The organism is Bacillus sp. FCW2 (assembly GCF_021228595.1).
In the GTDB taxonomy this organism is placed as follows: domain Bacteria; phylum Bacillota; class Bacilli; order Bacillales; family Bacillaceae; genus Bacillus; species Bacillus velezensis.
Map to the genome: position 1 here is coordinate 3,169,011 of NZ_CP089436.1, position 17,478 is coordinate 3,186,488.

The 17,478-nt window shown below is 49.2% G+C and carries 18 protein-coding genes and 1 riboswitch; of the genes, 17 read left to right on the forward strand and 1 reads right to left on the reverse strand.

Annotated elements, in window-relative coordinates; all coding sequences use genetic code 11:
* Positions 1 to 131 precede the first annotated feature (131 nt).
* The 16 genes from K3G25_RS15830 to purD all read left to right on the forward strand — a co-directional run bounded on the left by K3G25_RS15830 (position 132) and on the right by purD (position 15,207).
* Complete coding sequence (locus tag K3G25_RS15830; RefSeq protein ID WP_021495184.1) at positions 132 to 914, forward strand: DUF6574 domain-containing protein; 783 nt, start codon at positions 132 to 134, stop codon at positions 912 to 914.
* A gap of 138 nt (positions 915 to 1,052) precedes the next feature.
* Complete coding sequence (locus tag K3G25_RS15835) at positions 1,053 to 1,226, forward strand: Fur-regulated basic protein FbpA (RefSeq protein ID WP_003155777.1); 174 nt, start codon at positions 1,053 to 1,055, stop codon at positions 1,224 to 1,226.
* 122 nt (positions 1,227 to 1,348) lie between these two features.
* Positions 1,349 to 1,903, forward strand: a complete 555-nt coding sequence (locus tag K3G25_RS15840; protein ID WP_014469850.1) for a DUF2179 domain-containing protein — start codon at positions 1,349 to 1,351, stop codon at positions 1,901 to 1,903.
* Positions 1,900 to 2,097: an NETI motif-containing protein gene (locus K3G25_RS15845; RefSeq protein ID WP_007609843.1), complete on the forward strand. Its 198-nt coding sequence runs from the start codon at positions 1,900 to 1,902 to the stop codon at positions 2,095 to 2,097. Before K3G25_RS15840 ends, K3G25_RS15845 begins: the two co-directional genes overlap by 4 nt.
* Before the next feature lie 78 nt (positions 2,098 to 2,175).
* Positions 2,176 to 2,277: riboswitch (purine riboswitch) on the forward strand.
* Between the two features lie 132 nt (positions 2,278 to 2,409).
* Complete coding sequence (purE, locus tag K3G25_RS15850; RefSeq protein ID WP_007609846.1) at positions 2,410 to 2,898, forward strand: 5-(carboxyamino)imidazole ribonucleotide mutase; 489 nt, start codon at positions 2,410 to 2,412, stop codon at positions 2,896 to 2,898.
* Positions 2,852 to 4,033 (forward strand): 5-(carboxyamino)imidazole ribonucleotide synthase, encoded by a 1,182-nt coding sequence (gene purK / locus K3G25_RS15855; RefSeq protein ID WP_022552700.1) that lies wholly within the window; start codon positions 2,852 to 2,854, stop codon positions 4,031 to 4,033. The genes purE and purK overlap by 47 nt, the downstream gene beginning before the upstream one ends.
* A complete protein-coding gene (gene purB, locus K3G25_RS15860; protein WP_014417100.1) occupies positions 4,033 to 5,325 on the forward strand; it encodes an adenylosuccinate lyase in 1,293 nt (430 codons plus the stop codon). Before purK ends, purB begins: the two co-directional genes overlap by 1 nt.
* Before the next feature lie 75 nt (positions 5,326 to 5,400).
* A complete protein-coding gene (gene purC / locus K3G25_RS15865) occupies positions 5,401 to 6,120 on the forward strand; it encodes a phosphoribosylaminoimidazolesuccinocarboxamide synthase (RefSeq protein ID WP_014417101.1) in 720 nt (239 codons plus the stop codon).
* Positions 6,120 to 6,374 carry a phosphoribosylformylglycinamidine synthase subunit PurS gene (gene purS, locus K3G25_RS15870; protein ID WP_014417102.1) on the forward strand — a complete coding sequence of 85 codons (255 nt, stop codon included), beginning with the start codon at positions 6,120 to 6,122 and terminating at the stop codon, positions 6,372 to 6,374. Before purC ends, purS begins: the two co-directional genes overlap by 1 nt.
* Positions 6,371 to 7,054, forward strand: coding sequence for a phosphoribosylformylglycinamidine synthase subunit PurQ (purQ, locus tag K3G25_RS15875; protein ID WP_232489396.1), 684 nt, complete (start codon positions 6,371 to 6,373; stop codon positions 7,052 to 7,054). The genes purS and purQ overlap by 4 nt, the downstream gene beginning before the upstream one ends.
* Positions 7,038 to 9,266 (forward strand): phosphoribosylformylglycinamidine synthase subunit PurL, encoded by a 2,229-nt coding sequence (gene purL, locus K3G25_RS15880; RefSeq protein ID WP_232489397.1) that lies wholly within the window; start codon positions 7,038 to 7,040, stop codon positions 9,264 to 9,266. Before purQ ends, purL begins: the two co-directional genes overlap by 17 nt.
* Complete coding sequence (gene purF / locus K3G25_RS15885) at positions 9,242 to 10,672, forward strand: amidophosphoribosyltransferase (RefSeq protein WP_007408900.1); 1,431 nt, start codon at positions 9,242 to 9,244, stop codon at positions 10,670 to 10,672. The genes purL and purF overlap by 25 nt, the downstream gene beginning before the upstream one ends.
* A 91-nt stretch (positions 10,673 to 10,763) precedes the next feature.
* On the forward strand, positions 10,764 to 11,804 hold the full coding sequence (gene purM / locus K3G25_RS15890) for a phosphoribosylformylglycinamidine cyclo-ligase (RefSeq protein WP_065180626.1): 1,041 nt from the start codon (positions 10,764 to 10,766) through the stop codon (positions 11,802 to 11,804).
* Positions 11,801 to 12,388, forward strand: a complete 588-nt coding sequence (gene purN, locus K3G25_RS15895; RefSeq protein WP_007408902.1) for a phosphoribosylglycinamide formyltransferase — start codon at positions 11,801 to 11,803, stop codon at positions 12,386 to 12,388. The genes purM and purN overlap by 4 nt, the downstream gene beginning before the upstream one ends.
* Complete coding sequence (purH, locus tag K3G25_RS15900; RefSeq protein ID WP_232489398.1) at positions 12,385 to 13,923, forward strand: bifunctional phosphoribosylaminoimidazolecarboxamide formyltransferase/IMP cyclohydrolase; 1,539 nt, start codon at positions 12,385 to 12,387, stop codon at positions 13,921 to 13,923. The genes purN and purH overlap by 4 nt, the downstream gene beginning before the upstream one ends.
* A gap of 15 nt (positions 13,924 to 13,938) precedes the next feature.
* On the forward strand, positions 13,939 to 15,207 hold the full coding sequence (gene purD, locus K3G25_RS15905) for a phosphoribosylamine--glycine ligase (RefSeq protein WP_088056303.1): 1,269 nt from the start codon (positions 13,939 to 13,941) through the stop codon (positions 15,205 to 15,207).
* Positions 15,208 to 15,363: 156 nt separating this feature from the next.
* Here the strand turns inward: purD and K3G25_RS15910 are convergent, their stop codons facing one another.
* Positions 15,364 to 15,594 (reverse strand): YgaP family membrane protein, encoded by a 231-nt coding sequence (locus K3G25_RS15910; RefSeq protein WP_017419030.1) that lies wholly within the window; start codon positions 15,592 to 15,594, stop codon positions 15,364 to 15,366.
* A 121-nt stretch (positions 15,595 to 15,715) separates the two neighbouring features.
* On the opposite strand from K3G25_RS15910, the gene K3G25_RS15915 reads away from it, so the two are divergent.
* A complete protein-coding gene (locus K3G25_RS15915) occupies positions 15,716 to 17,458 on the forward strand; it encodes an adenine deaminase (protein ID WP_014417109.1) in 1,743 nt (580 codons plus the stop codon).
* Positions 17,459 to 17,478: the final 20 nt, after the last annotated feature.

The following is a 17,478-nucleotide window of genomic DNA, read 5'->3' on the forward strand; positions in this document are numbered from 1 at the left end:
ATAAAACGTCATGTGGGTGTCCGGGTGAAGAAAACCGCTTGACTGTTTAAGGACGCTTCGGTACCTTATATAAGTGTTTTATTTTCTTGTTTAACAAATTCCGCCGTATTTTTTTGATAGGAGTTGCTGACATGACGGAAGAAAGAAAAGAAACGTTGGAAGAAGAAAAACAGCATCAGGGGACTGATGAAGAACCGCTGTCGAGAATGTCCAGAAATGCGGGACGTTATCAAAAGCAAAAGAAAAAAGTAAAGGAACGGCGCCCGGCTCCGGCTTTTACGGAAAAACTCGCTTCTGCATGGGCCGCGGCCAAACGTTATTGCCGTTTCGCGCTGCGCATTTTGACATCACCGGTGAAGGTCGTTGGGGAAGACGGCTTTTCCCGCTTTAAATATGCTCTTATTTCAATGCTTGTATTCAGTATCTTTTTCTCAATCGGAAATTGGTTTCAGCTGAGGGCAAGCCAGCAAAGGCCTCTCGGATACGGGGAGCGGCATCATACGTTTTTTGACGGCTTTACTGTCGTTCTCGTGTATACGCTCGTCTTTTTTGCCGCTGCGGCCGGCGCGGTCTGGCTTGTATCACGTTATATGATGAAACAGAAAATTACGATGCGGGATGCGGCCGCGGGGGTCGGATCGCTTTTGGTTCCGGCTGTCGCCTGCTCTATCGTGTGGATGATTTTCGCGATATTGAATCTGCCGGTCGTCACCGTGGTGTTTACGGCGCTGACCTTGTTTCTGGCCGCCTCGGCGATGGTGCAGTTTGTGCAGATTCTATACAAATCGGCTGAAAAGCCTGCGGCTGACGTGATGTACTGTATTTCCGCGGCGGTCATCATCATGCTCGTTTTTACGGCTGTGACATGGCCGCTCATTTCCGAGTACTTTACTGCTTCGCTGATCCCTTTATAAGTCGAAATTTGTCTTTCACAATGTTTACAAATTTTTCTAATAAAGCGTGTTGTTTTGAGGACCCGGCCGAGATATGATGAGAGCAACAGCAATTCGAAAGCGGCACTACTCTTTATGATTCGGAAAGGGATGATGAAGATGGCCCCGTTGTTGCGAGAAGCCATTAATCGGAAAAAACAGCACCTGAGGACAAAACTGATCCGCTCAGGGTTTTATCAAGACCATGTTCAGGAACTGTCCGGGTACACGCTGAGTGAACTTGAGAAGGAATATGAAGCCGTCAAACGATTGAAAAAAGCCGAGCTTCACTGATAAGAGCTTAACAGTCTGCCTTGCGGGGCGGGCTTTTTTTTCTTTTGAAAATGATGAAAAGAGGGTAAACTATCCTTAATTGAAGGATTGATGCTTTTCAAAGTATCAGAGGAGGGGAATCAGTGATGCAGACGATTTTATCCAACAGTATAGGTATGGTTCTCATTATTCTCATCATTAACATTATATATGTCTCTTTCTTTACGATCAGGATGATTCTGACATTAAAGGGACAGCGCTATTTCGCCGCAGGCATCAGTACGATTGAAATCCTTGTGTATGTGACCGGCCTGAGTCTCGTGCTCGGCAATCTGAATCAAATTCAAAACGTCATTGCCTATGCACTCGGCTACGGCCTCGGCGTCATAGTGGGAATGAAAATTGAAGAGAAACTGGCGCTCGGCTATATTACAGTCAACGTCATTACGAAGGAGCTCGATCTGGACCTGCCGAAACAGCTCCGGGAAAAAGGATACGGGGTTACAAGCTGGGTTGCGGGCGGACTTGAAGGAGACCGGACCGCCATGCAGATTCTGACGCCGCGCAAATATGAGCTTCAGCTTTATGATACGATTAAAACGCTTGATGAAAAAGCGTTTATTATCGCCTTTGAGCCGAAAACGATCCACGGCGGATTCTGGGTGAAAGCAGTGAAGAAGAGGAGAATTAAGGAATGACAAAGCCAAAAAAGAAACGGTTTGAAGTAACGGAAGATGAAACGATTGACACCATTCTCACTTTAATGAAGGAAGAGGGTTATATGCCGGTCCGGCGGATGGAAGAGCCGATCTTTACAGAAAAGAAAGAAAATGGATCAATTCAAGTCGTTCCTTGCGGGAAAAAAATCGTATTTGAAGGGAAATTGATCTAAACACGAACATTAAAAGAAAGAATTTTTATATCGTTCGATAATGTCGTTGACATTATCCAAGTCCGTTGTTAAGATAAACATGAAATCAAAACACGACCTCATATAATCTTGGGAATATGGCCCATAAGTTTCTACCCGGCTGCCGTAAACGGCCGGACTATGCAGGAAAGTGATAAACAGCTGACATGGATATCGCAGAAGCGAACGACTGACGATACGCGCGCCATGCCCGGTTTGTATTGCTTCCTCATAGTTGCAATATAAGCCGGGCTTTTTTTTCTGAAAAACAAAGCATGAGAAGGTGGGAACAGAATGCAGCCGCTAGCAGGAATCATCATGGGAAGCACCTCCGATTGGGAGACAATGAAACATGCATGCGACATACTTGACGAACTTCACATTCCTTATGAAAAACAGGTGGTATCCGCGCACCGGACGCCTGATTTGATGTTTGAATATGCAGAAAGCGCCAGAGACAGGGGCTTAAAAGTCATTATTGCCGGAGCCGGGGGAGCGGCGCATCTGCCGGGAATGACGGCGGCCAAAACGACGCTGCCGGTGATCGGCGTACCGGTTCAGACGAAATCGCTTAACGGGCTTGATTCTCTTCTGTCTATCGTACAGATGCCCGGCGGCGTGCCGGTCGCGACGACGGCGATTGGGAAAGCGGGCGCAGTGAACGCGGGTCTGTTAGCCGCGCAAATTTTGTCGGCATTTGACGATGACATTGCGGATAAACTAGAGGCGAGAAGAAATGCGACAAAACAAACGGTGCTGGAAAGCAGTGATCAGCTTGTCTGATAAAAAAACGATTTTTCCCGGCGCCGTCATCGGCATTATCGGAGGCGGACAGCTCGGAAAAATGATGGCTGTCGCCGCAAAACAGATGGGCTATAAAGTCGCTGTCGTCGATCCCGTGAAAGACTCGCCATGCGGACAGATCGCCGATATTGAGATTACCGCCCAGTACAATGACCGTGAAGCGATTCAAAAATTGGCCGGAGTCAGTGACATCATTACGTACGAATTTGAAAATATCGATTACGAGGCGCTCAACTGGCTCAAAGAACATGCATATCTTCCCCAGGGAAGCGAGCTGCTGCTCATCACCCAAAACAGGGAAACGGAAAAAAAGGCGATCCAGTCAGCAGGCTGTCAAGTCGCTCCTTATCGGATCGTAAACAGCGGACGGGAGCTTGAGGAAGCCGTTCAGGCACTGGGGCTCCCGGCGGTGCTGAAAACATGCCGCGGCGGATATGACGGCAAAGGCCAATTTGTCATTAAGGAAGAAGGACAGACAGATGAAGCGGCTGCGCTGTTAGAAAACGGCACGTGCATACTTGAAAGCTGGGTATCGTTCCGGATGGAGCTTTCCGTTATCGTGACGAGATCGGTGCACGGTGAGATTTCAACCTTTCCGGCTGCTGAAAATATCCACAAAAATAATATTCTGTTCCAAAGCATCGTACCCGCGAGAGCGGAGGAAACGGTTCAGAAGCGGGCAGAGGCGCTTGCCGTTCAGCTCGCGGAGAAATTGGAACTTGTCGGGCCGCTTGCGGTGGAAATGTTCGTCACGGAAGACGGAGACCTTTTGATTAATGAACTGGCGCCGCGTCCTCACAATTCAGGGCATTATACGCTCGACCTTTGTGAAACGAGCCAATTCGAACAGCACATCAGAGCGGTCTGCGGACTTCCTCTCGGCAGAACCGATCTTCTCAAACCGGGAATGATGGTGAATCTGCTCGGTGATGAAGTGAAGCTTGCGGAGGAGCATACGGAGCTTTTAAAGGAAGCCAAACTGTACCTGTACGGAAAACACGAGATTAAAAAAGGCCGCAAAATGGGGCATATGACATTTTTGCGGAAGCCTGATGAAACATGGATTCAGGACATCACGAACATATGGATGAATAGAGACGGAGGACGAGCATAATGATCGAACGTTATTCAAGACCTGAAATGTCCGCGATCTGGACGGACGAAAACAGATACCAGGCATGGCTGGAAGTCGAGATTTTAGCCTGTGAAGCCTGGGCTGAGCTTGGCGTCATTCCGAAAGAAGACGTCAAGGTCATGCGCGAAAACGCGTCTTTCGACATCAACCGCATTTTGGAAATCGAGCAGGATACGCGCCATGACGTCGTTGCATTCACCCGCGCGGTTTCAGAATCATTAGGCGAAGAAAGAAAATGGGTTCACTACGGCCTGACGTCAACAGATGTCGTGGATACCGCTCTTTCCTATCTATTAAAACAGGCGAATGAGATCTTGCTCAAGGACATTGAGAGATTTGTTGACATTATAAAAGAAAAAGCGAAAGAACATAAATACACGGTCATGATGGGCCGCACGCACGGCGTACACGCGGAACCGACGACATTCGGCCTGAAACTCGCGCTTTGGCATGAAGAAATGAAACGCAACCTTGAACGTTTCAAGCAGGCAAAAGAAGGGATCGAAGTCGGGAAGCTTTCCGGCGCGGTCGGCACATATGCAAATATTGATCCGTTCGTAGAGCAGTATGTCTGTGAAAAACTCGGCCTGAAAGCGGCGCCGATTTCCACTCAGACATTACAGCGCGACCGTCATGCGGATTACATGGCGGCACTGGCTTTGATCGCGACGAGCATTGAAAAATTCGCAGTGGAAATCCGCGGTCTGCAAAAGAGTGAAACACGTGAAGTGGAAGAGTTTTTTGCGAAAGGACAAAAAGGTTCATCGGCTATGCCTCATAAACGGAATCCGATCGGGTCGGAAAATATGACGGGCATGGCGCGCGTGATCCGCGGGTACATGCTGACGGCATACGAAAATGTACCTTTATGGCATGAGCGTGATATTTCTCATTCATCAGCTGAACGCATCATTCTTCCTGACGCGACAATCGCGCTGAATTACATGCTGAACCGATTCAGCAATATCGTCAAAAACTTAACGGTATTCCCGGAAAATATGAAACGCAACATGGACCGCACACTCGGTTTAATCTACTCTCAGCGCGTGCTGCTCGCTTTAATCGACACGGGTCTGCCTCGTGAAGAAGCATATGACACGGTTCAGCCGAAAGCGATGGAAGCGTGGGAAAAACAAGTGCCTTTCCGCCAGCTTGTCGAAGCTGAGGAAAAAATCACGTCCCGTCTCACACCGGAACAGATTGCCGATTGCTTTGACTACAATTATCATCTGAAAAACGTCGACTTGATCTTTGATCGTTTAGGTTTATAGAAGAAGCCAGCCGGAGGCGGCTTCTTCAGCCGCCATAGATTGAATATTCCCAACATTCGGGTTAGGAGGCCTTCCGTGAATATTGTGAACAATAATCTTCTTTATGAAGGAAAAGCGAAACGGATTTATCAAACTGAAGACGAACAGATTCTCCGCGTGGTCTACAAGGATTCCGCAACAGCCTTTAACGGTGAGAAAAAAGCGGAGATCAGCGGAAAGGGCCGTCTGAACAATGAAATTTCAAGCCTGATTTTCAAACATCTGCACGCCAAAGGAATTGACAACCACTTTGTGGAGCGTGTTTCAGAATCAGAGCAGCTTATCAAAAAAGTGAGCATCATTCCGCTTGAAGTCGTGGTCAGAAACATTGCCGCCGGAAGCATGTCGAAACGTCTCGGCATCCCGGAAGGAACTGAGCTTCCGCAGCCGATTATCGAATTTTACTATAAAGATGATGCACTCGGTGATCCGCTCATCACAGAAGATCATATCTGGCTCTTAAAAGCTGCGGCTCCTGAGCAGGTCAAAACGATCAAATCGATTACAAACCAGGTGAATCAAGAACTTCAGCATATTTTTGAAGACTGCGGCGTCAGATTAATAGATTTTAAGCTGGAATTCGGCTTAGACGCAGAGGGACGGGTGCTTTTAGCGGACGAAATTTCTCCTGACACGTGCCGTCTGTGGGACAAAGACACAAACGAAAAGCTCGATAAAGATTTGTTCAGACGGAACCTGGGAAGCTTAACCGACGCATATGAAGAGATTTTCAAAAGACTGGGAGGCATTTCATAATGTATAAAGTGAAAGTTTATGTCAGCTTAAAAGAAAGTGTGCTCGATCCTCAAGGAAGCGCGGTGCAGCATGCATTGCACAGCATGGCCTACAATGAAGTGCAGGATGTGCGCATCGGAAAATACATGGAGCTGACGATTGAAAAATCTGACCGCGATCTTGACGCGCTCGTGAAAGAAATGTGTGAAAAGCTCCTTGCCAATACAGTCATTGAAGACTACCGATATGAAGTTGAGGAGGTTGTCGCACAGTGAAATTTGCGGTGATTGTGTTACCCGGCTCCAACTGTGATATTGATATGTTCCACGCCGTAAAGGACGAACTCGGCGAAGAAGTCGAGTATGTCTGGCACGAGGAAACAAGCCTTGACGGATTTGACGGCGTGCTCATCCCCGGCGGGTTTTCATACGGCGACTACTTGAGATGCGGCGCCATCGCCAGATTCGCAAACATCATGCCGGCCGTGAAAAAAGCGGCTGCCGAAGGAAAACCGGTTCTCGGCGTCTGCAACGGATTCCAGATTCTGCAGGAGCTCGGACTTCTGCCCGGCGCGATGAGACGCAATAAAGATTTAAAGTTCATCTGCCGCCCGGTTGAACTAATCGTGCAGAACAGCGGCACGTTATTCACATCTTCCTATGAAAAAGGACAATCGATTACGATTCCGGTTGCCCACGGCGAAGGCAATTTCTACTGTGATGACGAAACGCTTGAAAGATTAAAAGAAAACGATCAAATCGCCTTCACATACGGCGGCGATATTAACGGAAGCGTCAGCGGCATTGCCGGCGTCGTGAATGAGACAGGCAACGTATTAGGCATGATGCCTCACCCTGAGCGCGCAGTCGATGAACTGCTCGGCAGCGCAGACGGTCTTACATTGTTCCGGTCTATCGTGAAAAATTGGAGGGAAACTCATGTCGCTACTGCTTGAACCAAGTAAAGAACAAATAAAAGAAGAGAAACTCTATCAGCAAATGGGTGTCAGTGATGACGAGTTCGTACTCATTGAATCTATTATCGGAAGATTGCCGAACTACACGGAAATCGGGATTTTTTCCGTCATGTGGTCAGAGCACTGCAGCTATAAAAACTCAAAACCGGTTTTACGCAAATTCCCGACTAACGGCGAACGCGTGCTGCAGGGTCCCGGAGAAGGCGCGGGAATCGTTGACATCGGTGACAATCAGGCGGTCGTGTTCAAAATTGAATCTCATAACCATCCGTCAGCGATTGAGCCATACCAAGGTGCTGCGACGGGAGTGGGCGGCATCATCCGTGATGTTTTCTCAATGGGCGCCCGTCCGATAGCTGTATTAAACTCTCTTCGATTTGGTGAGCTCACTTCACCTCGTGTGAAGTACTTGTTTGAAGAAGTAGTGGCGGGAATCGCGGGATACGGAAACTGTATCGGCATTCCGACGGTCGGCGGAGAAGTGCAGTTTGACGCAAGCTATGAGGGCAATCCGCTTGTCAATGCAATGTGCGTCGGCTTAATTGATCATAAAGATATTAAAAAGGGCCAGGCGAAAGGTGTCGGCAATACGGTCATGTACGTCGGCGCTAAAACGGGCCGCGACGGCATACACGGCGCTACTTTCGCATCAGAAGAAATGTCAGATTCATCTGAAGAAAAACGTTCCGCGGTGCAGGTCGGCGATCCTTTCATGGAAAAACTTCTCCTGGAAGCATGCCTTGAAGTCATCCAATGCGACGCCTTAGTCGGCATTCAGGATATGGGGGCGGCCGGTCTGACAAGTTCGAGTGCTGAAATGGCAAGCAAAGCCGGCTCCGGCATTGAAATGAACCTTGATCTCATTCCGCAGCGGGAAACAGGTATGACCGCTTACGAAATGATGCTTTCCGAGTCTCAGGAACGCATGCTTCTCGTCATTGAACGCGGACGTGAACAGGAAATTGTCGATATTTTTGATAAATATGATCTTGAAGCGGTTTCCGTAGGTCATGTTACGGATGATAAAATGCTCCGCCTCCGCCATAACGGAGAGGTTGTTTGCGAGCTTCCGGTCGACGCGCTGGCGGAAGAAGCGCCTGTATACCACAAGCCGTCAGCAGAACCCGCGTACTACCGCGAGTTTCAGGAAACGGAAGTTCCCGCGCCTGAAGTAAAAGATGCGACAGAGACGCTTTTTGCCCTGCTGCAGCAGCCGACAATCGCCAGCAAAGAGTGGGTGTACGATCAGTATGACTACATGGTGCGCACAAATACGGTGGTCGCTCCGGGCTCTGACGCGGGAGTGCTCAGAATCCGCGGCACGAAAAAAGCGCTGGCGATGACGACGGATTGCAACGCGCGTTATTTATATCTTGATCCAGAAGAAGGCGGGAAAATCGCCGTTGCCGAAGCGGCGCGCAACATCGTATGCTCCGGCGCCGAACCGCTTGCGGTCACGGATAATCTGAATTTCGGAAACCCGGAAAAACCTGAAATTTTCTGGCAGATCGAAAAAGCGGCCGACGGCATCAGCGAGGCGTGTAATGTTCTCAGCACTCCCGTCATCGGCGGTAACGTATCACTTTATAATGAATCGAACGGAACGGCGATCTACCCGACGCCTGTTATCGGCATGGTCGGCTTAATTGAAGATACCGCTCATATTACGACACAGCATTTCAAACAAGCGGGGGATCTTGTATACGTGATCGGCGAAACAAAACCTGAGTTTGCCGGAAGCGAACTGCAAAAAATGACAGAAGGCCGCATTTACGGCAAAGCGCCGCAAATCGATCTTGATGTAGAGCTGTCACGCCAAAAAGCATTGCTTGACGCGATTAAAAAAGGCTTCGTACAATCAGCGCATGATGTGTCTGAAGGCGGCTTAGGCGTAGCGGTTGCAGAAAGCGTCATGACGACGGAAAACCTTGGCGCGCACGTGACTGTAGAAGGGGAAGCGGCATTATTATTCTCTGAATCTCAATCACGCTTCGTCGTTTCGGTGAAAAAAGAACACCAAGCGGCGTTTGAAGCGGCTATGGCCGATGCGGTTCATATCGGCGAGGTAACGGCTGACGGACTTCTGGCGATTCAAAACCAGGACGGACAACAATTGGTTCACGCGCAAACGAAAGAACTTGAGCGCGCGTGGAAAGGAGCTATTCCATGCTTGCTGAAATCAAAGGCCTGAATGAAGAATGCGGTGTGTTTGGCATCTGGGGACATGAAGAAGCTCCGCAGATCACATATTACGGCCTGCACAGCCTCCAGCACAGAGGACAGGAAGGCGCGGGAATTGTCGCAACTGACGGTGAAAAACTGACGGCGCACAAAGGACAGGGGCTTATTACCGAGGTTTTTCAAAACGGCGAACTGAGCAAAGTGAAGGGAAAAGGCGCGATCGGGCACGTCCGTTATGCGACGGCAGGCGGAGGCGGATATGAAAATGTCCAGCCGCTCCTGTTCCGTTCGCAAAACAACGGCAGCCTCGCGCTTGCTCATAACGGCAACTTGGTCAACGCCACACAGTTGAAGCAGCAGCTTGAAAACCAAGGGAGCATCTTTCAGACTTCCTCCGATACGGAAGTGCTGGCTCATCTGATTAAACGCAGCGGACACTTTTCGCTGAAGGATCAGATCAAAAATTCGCTGTCTATGCTGAAAGGCGCTTATGCCTTTTTAATCATGACTGAAACAGAAATGATCGTAGCGCTTGACCCGAACGGACTCAGACCGCTGTCAATCGGCATGATGGGTGATGCTTACGTCGTCGCTTCAGAAACGTGCGCATTCGATGTGGTCGGCGCGACATACCTTCGCGAGGTAGAGCCGGGCGAAATGCTGATCATCAATGATGAAGGCATGAAATCAGAGCGTTTCTCCATGAATATCAACCGTTCCATCTGCAGCATGGAGTACATTTATTTCTCAAGACCTGACAGCAATATCGACGGCATTAACGTGCACAGCGCCCGAAAAAACCTCGGAAAAATGCTTGCCCAGGAGTCCGCGGTTGAAGCGGATGTCGTCACAGGCGTGCCTGATTCCAGTATTTCTGCAGCCATCGGCTATGCCGAGGCAACGGGCATTCCGTACGAACTCGGTCTCATTAAAAACCGTTATGTCGGCAGAACATTTATTCAGCCGTCCCAGGCTCTGCGTGAGCAAGGCGTGAGAATGAAGCTGTCTGCGGTGCGCGGGGTTGTTGAAGGAAAACGGGTCGTCATGGTTGATGATTCCATCGTGCGCGGGACGACAAGCCGCCGGATTGTCACAATGCTCAGAGAAGCGGGAGCGACAGAGGTGCACGTCAAGATCAGTTCACCGCCGATCGCTCATCCGTGCTTCTACGGCATCGACACATCAACCCATGAGGAGCTGATCGCTTCTTCTCATTCCGTGGAAGAAATCCGCCAGATCATCGGTGCCGACACGCTTTCTTTCTTAAGTGTAGACGGATTGTTAAAAGGAGTCGGCCGAACATTTGAAGACACCAATTGCGGACAATGCCTCGCTTGTTTTACGGGCAAATATCCGACGGAAATTTATCAGGATACAGTGCTTCCTCACGTAAAAGAAGCGGTGCTGACAAAATAAAATCTGAAAATGACATAAAGGCAGCGGGAATTCAGGCTGCCTTTCTCTTTCTGCCTTTTAAGGAGAAACGAATTGACAAGGAGTGATAGGGATGTCTGATGCTTATAAAAATGCCGGAGTTGACATCGAAGCCGGATACGAAGCCGTCAAACGAATGAAAAAACACGTGGAGCGCACGAAAAGGCTCGGCGTTATGGGAAGCCTGGGCGGTTTTGGCGGAATGTTTGATCTGTCAGAGCTTCCGTATCAAAAGCCTGTTTTAATTTCCGGAACAGACGGTGTCGGCACCAAGCTGAAACTCGCATTTTCAATGGATAAGCATGACACGATCGGCGTCGATGCGGTCGCGATGTGTGTAAATGATGTGCTTGCCCAAGGAGCGGAGCCGCTGTTTTTCCTTGATTATTTGGCGGTCGGCAAGGCTGATCCGGTAAAAATTGAGCAGATCGTTCAGGGCGTGGCGGACGGATGCGAGCAGTCAGGATCAGCGCTTATCGGCGGTGAGACGGCGGAAATGCCGGGACTGTATACGGTTGATGAATACGATATTGCGGGCTTTTCAGTCGGCGTCGCGGAAAAAGACGAAATCGTCACCGGTGAACATATCGAAGAGGGGCATCTCTTAATCGGACTTACTTCAAGCGGCCTTCACAGCAACGGATTTTCCCTTGTGAGAAAAGTGCTTCTTGATGACGGCGGACTTGATTTGGATACTGTCTATGAACCGTTTGCGCGTCCTCTCGGAGAAGAATTGCTGGAACCGACGAGAATATATGTGAAGCCGGTGCTCAAGGCGGTGAAAAGCGGTAAGGTGGACGGCATGGCGCATGTGACAGGCGGAGGATTCATCGAGAACATCCCGCGGATGCTGCCGGACGGATTGAGTGCGGAAATTGATCACGGATCATGGCCGATCCCGCCGATTTTTTCGTTTCTGCAGGAGCACGGCAAGCTGAAAGAAGAAGAAATGTTCAATGTTTTTAATATGGGCATCGGTTTTGTCCTTGCCGTTAAAGAAGAAAACCTGACAGACGTCATCGACACGCTTGAAGCTCAGGGCGAGAAGGCTTATCTGATCGGCCGGGTCAAGCGGGGCGAAGGCATTTCTTTCGGCGGTGCGGCTCTTTCATGAAAAAGTTTGCGGTATTTGCTTCAGGAAACGGATCGAACTTCGAGGCCATTGCCAAACGCATGAGAGAAGAGAAGTGGGATGCGGAGCTCTCGCTTCTCGTGACGGATAAGCCTCAGGCAAAGGCGGTGGAAAGGGCGGAGGCTTTACACATTCCGTCATTTGCCTTTGAACCGTCATCTTTTGAAAACAAAGCGGCCTTTGAACGGGCCGTTATTGAACAGCTGCGCCTGCACGGGGCGGAATTAATCGTTCTCGCCGGTTATATGAGACTGATTGGAGATACGCTGCTTGAAGCATACGGGGGCCGCATTATTAATATACATCCCTCGCTTCTTCCGGCATTCCCCGGGATTGACGCTGTCGGACAGGCGTATCGGGCCGGTGTGAAAGTGGCGGGCATTACCGTTCATTACGTCGACGAAGGCATGGACACAGGACCGATTATCGCGCAAAAAGCATTCGAAATACAGGAAAACGATACGCTTGAAGACATAGAGCATACAATACACGAGCTTGAGCACAAATGGTATCCGAGCGTTGTGAAACAGCTGCTGGGACTAAATAACAGAGGTGAAAAGGCATGACAATCAAACGCGCACTAATCAGTGTTTCTGATAAAACAAATCTCGTACCTTTCGTAAAGGAACTGACAGAGATCGGCGTCGAAGTCATTTCGACCGGAGGAACAAAAAAACTACTTCAGGAAAACGGTGTGGATGTCATCGGCATTTCAGAAGTGACCGGATTTCCTGAAATTATGGACGGACGGTTAAAAACGCTCCATCCTAATATTCACGGCGGCCTGCTTGCCGTAAGAGACAATGAAGAGCATATGGCGCAGATCAATGAGCACGGCATTGCACCGATTGACCTTGTGGTTGTCAACCTTTATCCGTTTAAAGAAACGATTTCAAAAGAAGATGTAACATACGATGAAGCGATAGAAAACATTGATATCGGCGGCCCCGGCATGCTGCGCGCCGCATCGAAAAACCATCAGGATGTGACGGTCATCACAGATCCGGCCGATTACAGCTCCGTGCTCAATGAGATTAAAGAACACGGCGGTGTTTCGCTTAAAAGAAAACGCGAGCTTGCGGCCAAAGTATTCCGCCATACCGCGGCATACGACGCATTAATCGCTGATTACTTAACACGCGAGGCCGGTGAGAAAGACCCTGAGCAATTCACCGTTACATTTGAGAAAAAACAATCGCTCCGCTACGGTGAAAACCCTCACCAAGAGGCTGTTTTCTATCAAAGCGCACTCCCTGTCTCCGGTTCCATCGCGGCGGCAAAACAGCTTCACGGCAAAGAGCTTTCTTACAACAATATTAAGGACGCGGATGCGGCCGTTCAAATCGTCCGGGAGTTTACAGAACCCGCAGCTGTTGCCGTTAAACATATGAATCCGTGCGGAGTCGGTACGGGAGCTTCAATTGAGGAAGCATTCAATAAAGCGAAAGAAGCTGATAAAACCTCCATTTTCGGCGGCATCATCGCGCTGAACCGTGAAGTTGATCAGGCAACGGCTGAAGCCCTTCACGGCATCTTTTTAGAAATCATTATCGCCCCTTCTTTCAGTGAAGAAGCGCTGAACGTGCTGACGGCGAAGAAAAACCTTCGTCTGCTCACGCTTGACGTGACCGCATCAGGGAAGAAAGAAAAACAGCTGACATCCGTACAGGGCGGCCTTTTGATTCAAGATTTAGACGTCCATGGATTTGATGACGCCGACATCAGCATCCCGACAAAAAGAGAGCCGAACGAGCAGGAATGGGAAGATCTGAAGCTCGCCTGGAAAGTCGTCAAACACGTGAAATCCAACGCGATCGTTCTTGCAAAAGACCATATGACGGTCGGTGTGGGCGCAGGACAGATGAATCGCGTAGGTTCAGCTAAAATCGCCATTGAGCAGGCCGGAGAAAAAGCAAAAGGCAGCGCGCTCGGATCAGACGCGTTTTTCCCGATGCCGGATACAGTCGAAGAAGCCGCAAAAGCCGGTGTCACGGCGATTATCCAGCCCGGCGGATCGGTCCGCGATGAAGATTCGATTAAAAAAGCGGATGAATACGGCATCGCCATGGTATTCACCGGCATCAGACATTTCAAACATTAAGAGGGGGAACGAAGCGTGAATGTATTGATTATCGGAAAAGGCGGCAGAGAGCATACATTGGCTTGGAAAGCGGCGCAAAGCCCGCTTGTTGACACGGTGTACGCCGCGCCCGGAAATGACGGTATGGCAGACTGCGCGACGCTGGCCAACATTGAAGAAAGCGATCATGCCGCACTCATTGCGTTTGCGAAAGAACATCATGTCGGGCTGACGATTATCGGCCCCGAAGTTCCTCTGATTGAAGGGATAGCGGACGAGTTTGAAAAAGCCGGACTGCTTGTTTTCGGACCGTCTGAAAAAGCGGCTATCATTGAAGGAAGCAAACAGTTTGCCAAGGATTTAATGAAAAAATACGGTATTCCGACGGCGGAGTATGAGACGTTTACTTCATTTGAAGAGGCGAAAGCATATGTGCAGCAAAAAGGCGCGCCGATTGTCATTAAAGCGGACGGGCTTGCCGCCGGAAAAGGTGTCACGGTCGCGATGACGGAAGAAGAAGCGATTGAATGCCTGCACGATTTTCTTGAAGATGAGAAATTCGGCGAGGCGAGCGCATCTGTGGTCATTGAAGAGTTCCTCGCCGGCGAAGAATTTTCTTTAATGGCGTTTGTAAAAGGGGAGACCGTCTATCCGATGGTAATCGCTCAAGATCATAAACGCGCCTTCGATGGAGACAAAGGGCCGAATACGGGCGGAATGGGCGCCTACTCACCGGTGCCGCACATTTCCGATGATATCGTCAGAAGCGCAGTCGAAACGATTGTGAAGCCGGCGGCAAAAGCAATGGTGAAAGAGGGACGCTCCTTCACGGGCGTGCTGTACGCGGGGCTGATTTTGACGGAAAACGGATCAAAAGTCATTGAATTCAACGCGCGCTTCGGAGATCCGGAAACACAGGTTGTCGTGCCGAGAATGGAATCTGACCTCATCCAGGTGCTTTTGGATCTGCTGCATGAGAAAGATGTTGACCTAAGGTGGAAAGATACGGCCGCCGTCAGCGTCGTACTGGCTTCTGAAGGCTATCCGGAAGGCTATGCGAAAGGGACGCCGATCGGCAGTTTGGCATCCGCTGAAGACGGGATCGCCATTTTTCATGCCGGAACGAAAAAAGAAGGCGGTCAATTTGTCACAAACGGCGGCCGGGTCGCCAATGTCACCGCATTTGCTGAGACATTTGAAGCGGCGAGAGATAAAGTGTACAGCGCCGTTTCAGGGCTGACAAAACCCGGACTGTTTTACAGAAGCGACATCGGCGCCCGTGCGCTGAAAGCTTCTCAACGATAGAAAGCAGAACCCCGCAGCACCCGAGCTGCGGGGTTTTTTACGTAAGCTGAGGACGGCCTAGGTTGTCGGCTTGCCAGTCATCGATGAAGGCGTATAGACGGATTCTTCTCAGACTCGCTGGACAGGAGAAATTAAATAACAAGCCGAAACGGCTTGTTATTTTTCTTGCTGATGGCTGTCATCCTGATTCATTCCGGTTTGGAACATATATGTCACCGGGCAGAAGCGGAGGATGCCGGACGCCGCTTTCATTGCGCCCATCATCATACAGAAGAGATGCATCTTGCACCAAGGTTTTCTCGTGTATTTCGCTGAAGCAGCAGACAAAATTGTGAGGCCGCAAGTGATGCGCATAACGGCATTTAATAAACTGATATTCGGTTTCATCATTTCAGCTCCCTTAGAAAAAGTTTTTCATTCATCTTCAATAATTTGTAACGTTTTAGCCGTGCGATAATTGTGCGGATGTGATACGATGGGTCTAATATAAGCGAAGGAGAGTATGTGAATGTCCGAACGTACCTTTAACTGGAAAAATAAAGACATCAGATCACAGGCGGATGTTGTAGACTCAAAGCTGCTTCCAACGCTACTTTTACGGGATGCTCTCGTATTAAATCCTTTTTTAAAACAATGGCTGAAAAAGAACGTCTGGATTTACGGAGACCGAATTGTATATGTTGGTGATGAGCTTCCTGATGCAGCTGAGCACATTCATACCATAAATTGTGAAGGAAAATACATTGTGCCAGGTTACATTGAACCGCATACACATCCTTTTCAAATATATAATCCCCAAACGCTCGCCGAATATGTGTCTCAATTCGGAACAACGACGTTTGTTAATGATAACTTGTTTTTTCTTTTGCACAGCGGTAAAAAGAAAGCGCTTACTATATTGGAAGAACTGAAAAAACAGCCGGTGCAATATTTCTGGTGGTCCAGATATGATCTGCAGACTGAAGTGCTGAATGAGGATCAGCTTCTTTCTTTTGATGTCCGAAAGCAATGGATTGAGCACCCGGATGTCATTCAAGGCGGAGAATTGACCGGATGGCCGCGCCTCATGGACGGCGATGACCTGATGCTTCATTGCATGCAGGCGACAAAGAAACTGCGCAAGCGGATAGAAGGGCATTTTCCCGGAGCCTCTGAAAAAACACTGACGAAGATGAAACTGTTCGGAGCTGATTCCGACCACGAGGCGATGAATGGCGGCGAGGTAATGAGACGGCTTGAATTGGGCTACTATGTTTCGCTCAGACATTCATCCATCCGCCCCGATTTGAGAACGATTTTGCAGGATCTCCATCAAAAAGGCTTCCGGCATTATGATCATTTCTTTTACACGACGGATGGAGCGACGCCGCATTTTTATAAAGGCGGCATGACGAATGAATTAATCAAAATCGCTTTGGAGGAAGGAGTTCCGGCGATTGACGCCTACAATATGGCCTCCTTTAATATCGCGAAGTATTATCAGATGGACGACTTTCTCGGTGTGATCGGTCCGGGCCGGCTTGCTTCATTGAACATTCTCGATGACCCGATGAATCCTGACCCGGTCACGGTGATCTCCAAAGGTATCCTGCTGAGGGAAGACGGCCGAAATATGAATGCGTTTACAGAAACGGATTGGAAAAAGGGCGGTCTTGTCCCTCTTGAGCTTTCATATGATATGACGATGGATGATTTACAGTTTTCAATGCCGATGGGTGTGTCCATGCGCAACGCGGTCATTATGGAGCCGTATATGATTGCGATTGATAATTCTGTTGACCAGCTTTCTTTTGATCATGATGAATGCTATCTCACGCTTCTCGATAAGCATGGAAAATGGCGGGTTAATACAATGCTGAAAGGTTTTGCCGATCGGGTGCAGGGCTTTGTCAGTTCCTACACGACAACTGGAGATATTATCGCTGCCGGAAAAAATAAGGAAGATATCCTGCTCGCTTTCTCACGGATGAAAGAAATCGGCGGCGGAATCGTGCTTGCCGAAAACGGGAAGATTCTGCATGAGATTCCCCTCGCCTTAAACGGTTCTGCATCTGCGGAGAATTATGAAGAAGTGCTTGAGAAAGAGCAAAAACTGAGGACGCTGCTGGAGGAGCGGGGCTACCGATTCTGCGATCCGATCTATACGCTGCTCTTTTTGCAGAGCACACATCTGCCTTATATCCGCATTACGCCGAGAGGAATATTCGACGTGATGAAAAAAACTGTACTCTTTCCATCGATAATGCGTTAAAATATAAAAGCAGGGAGCCG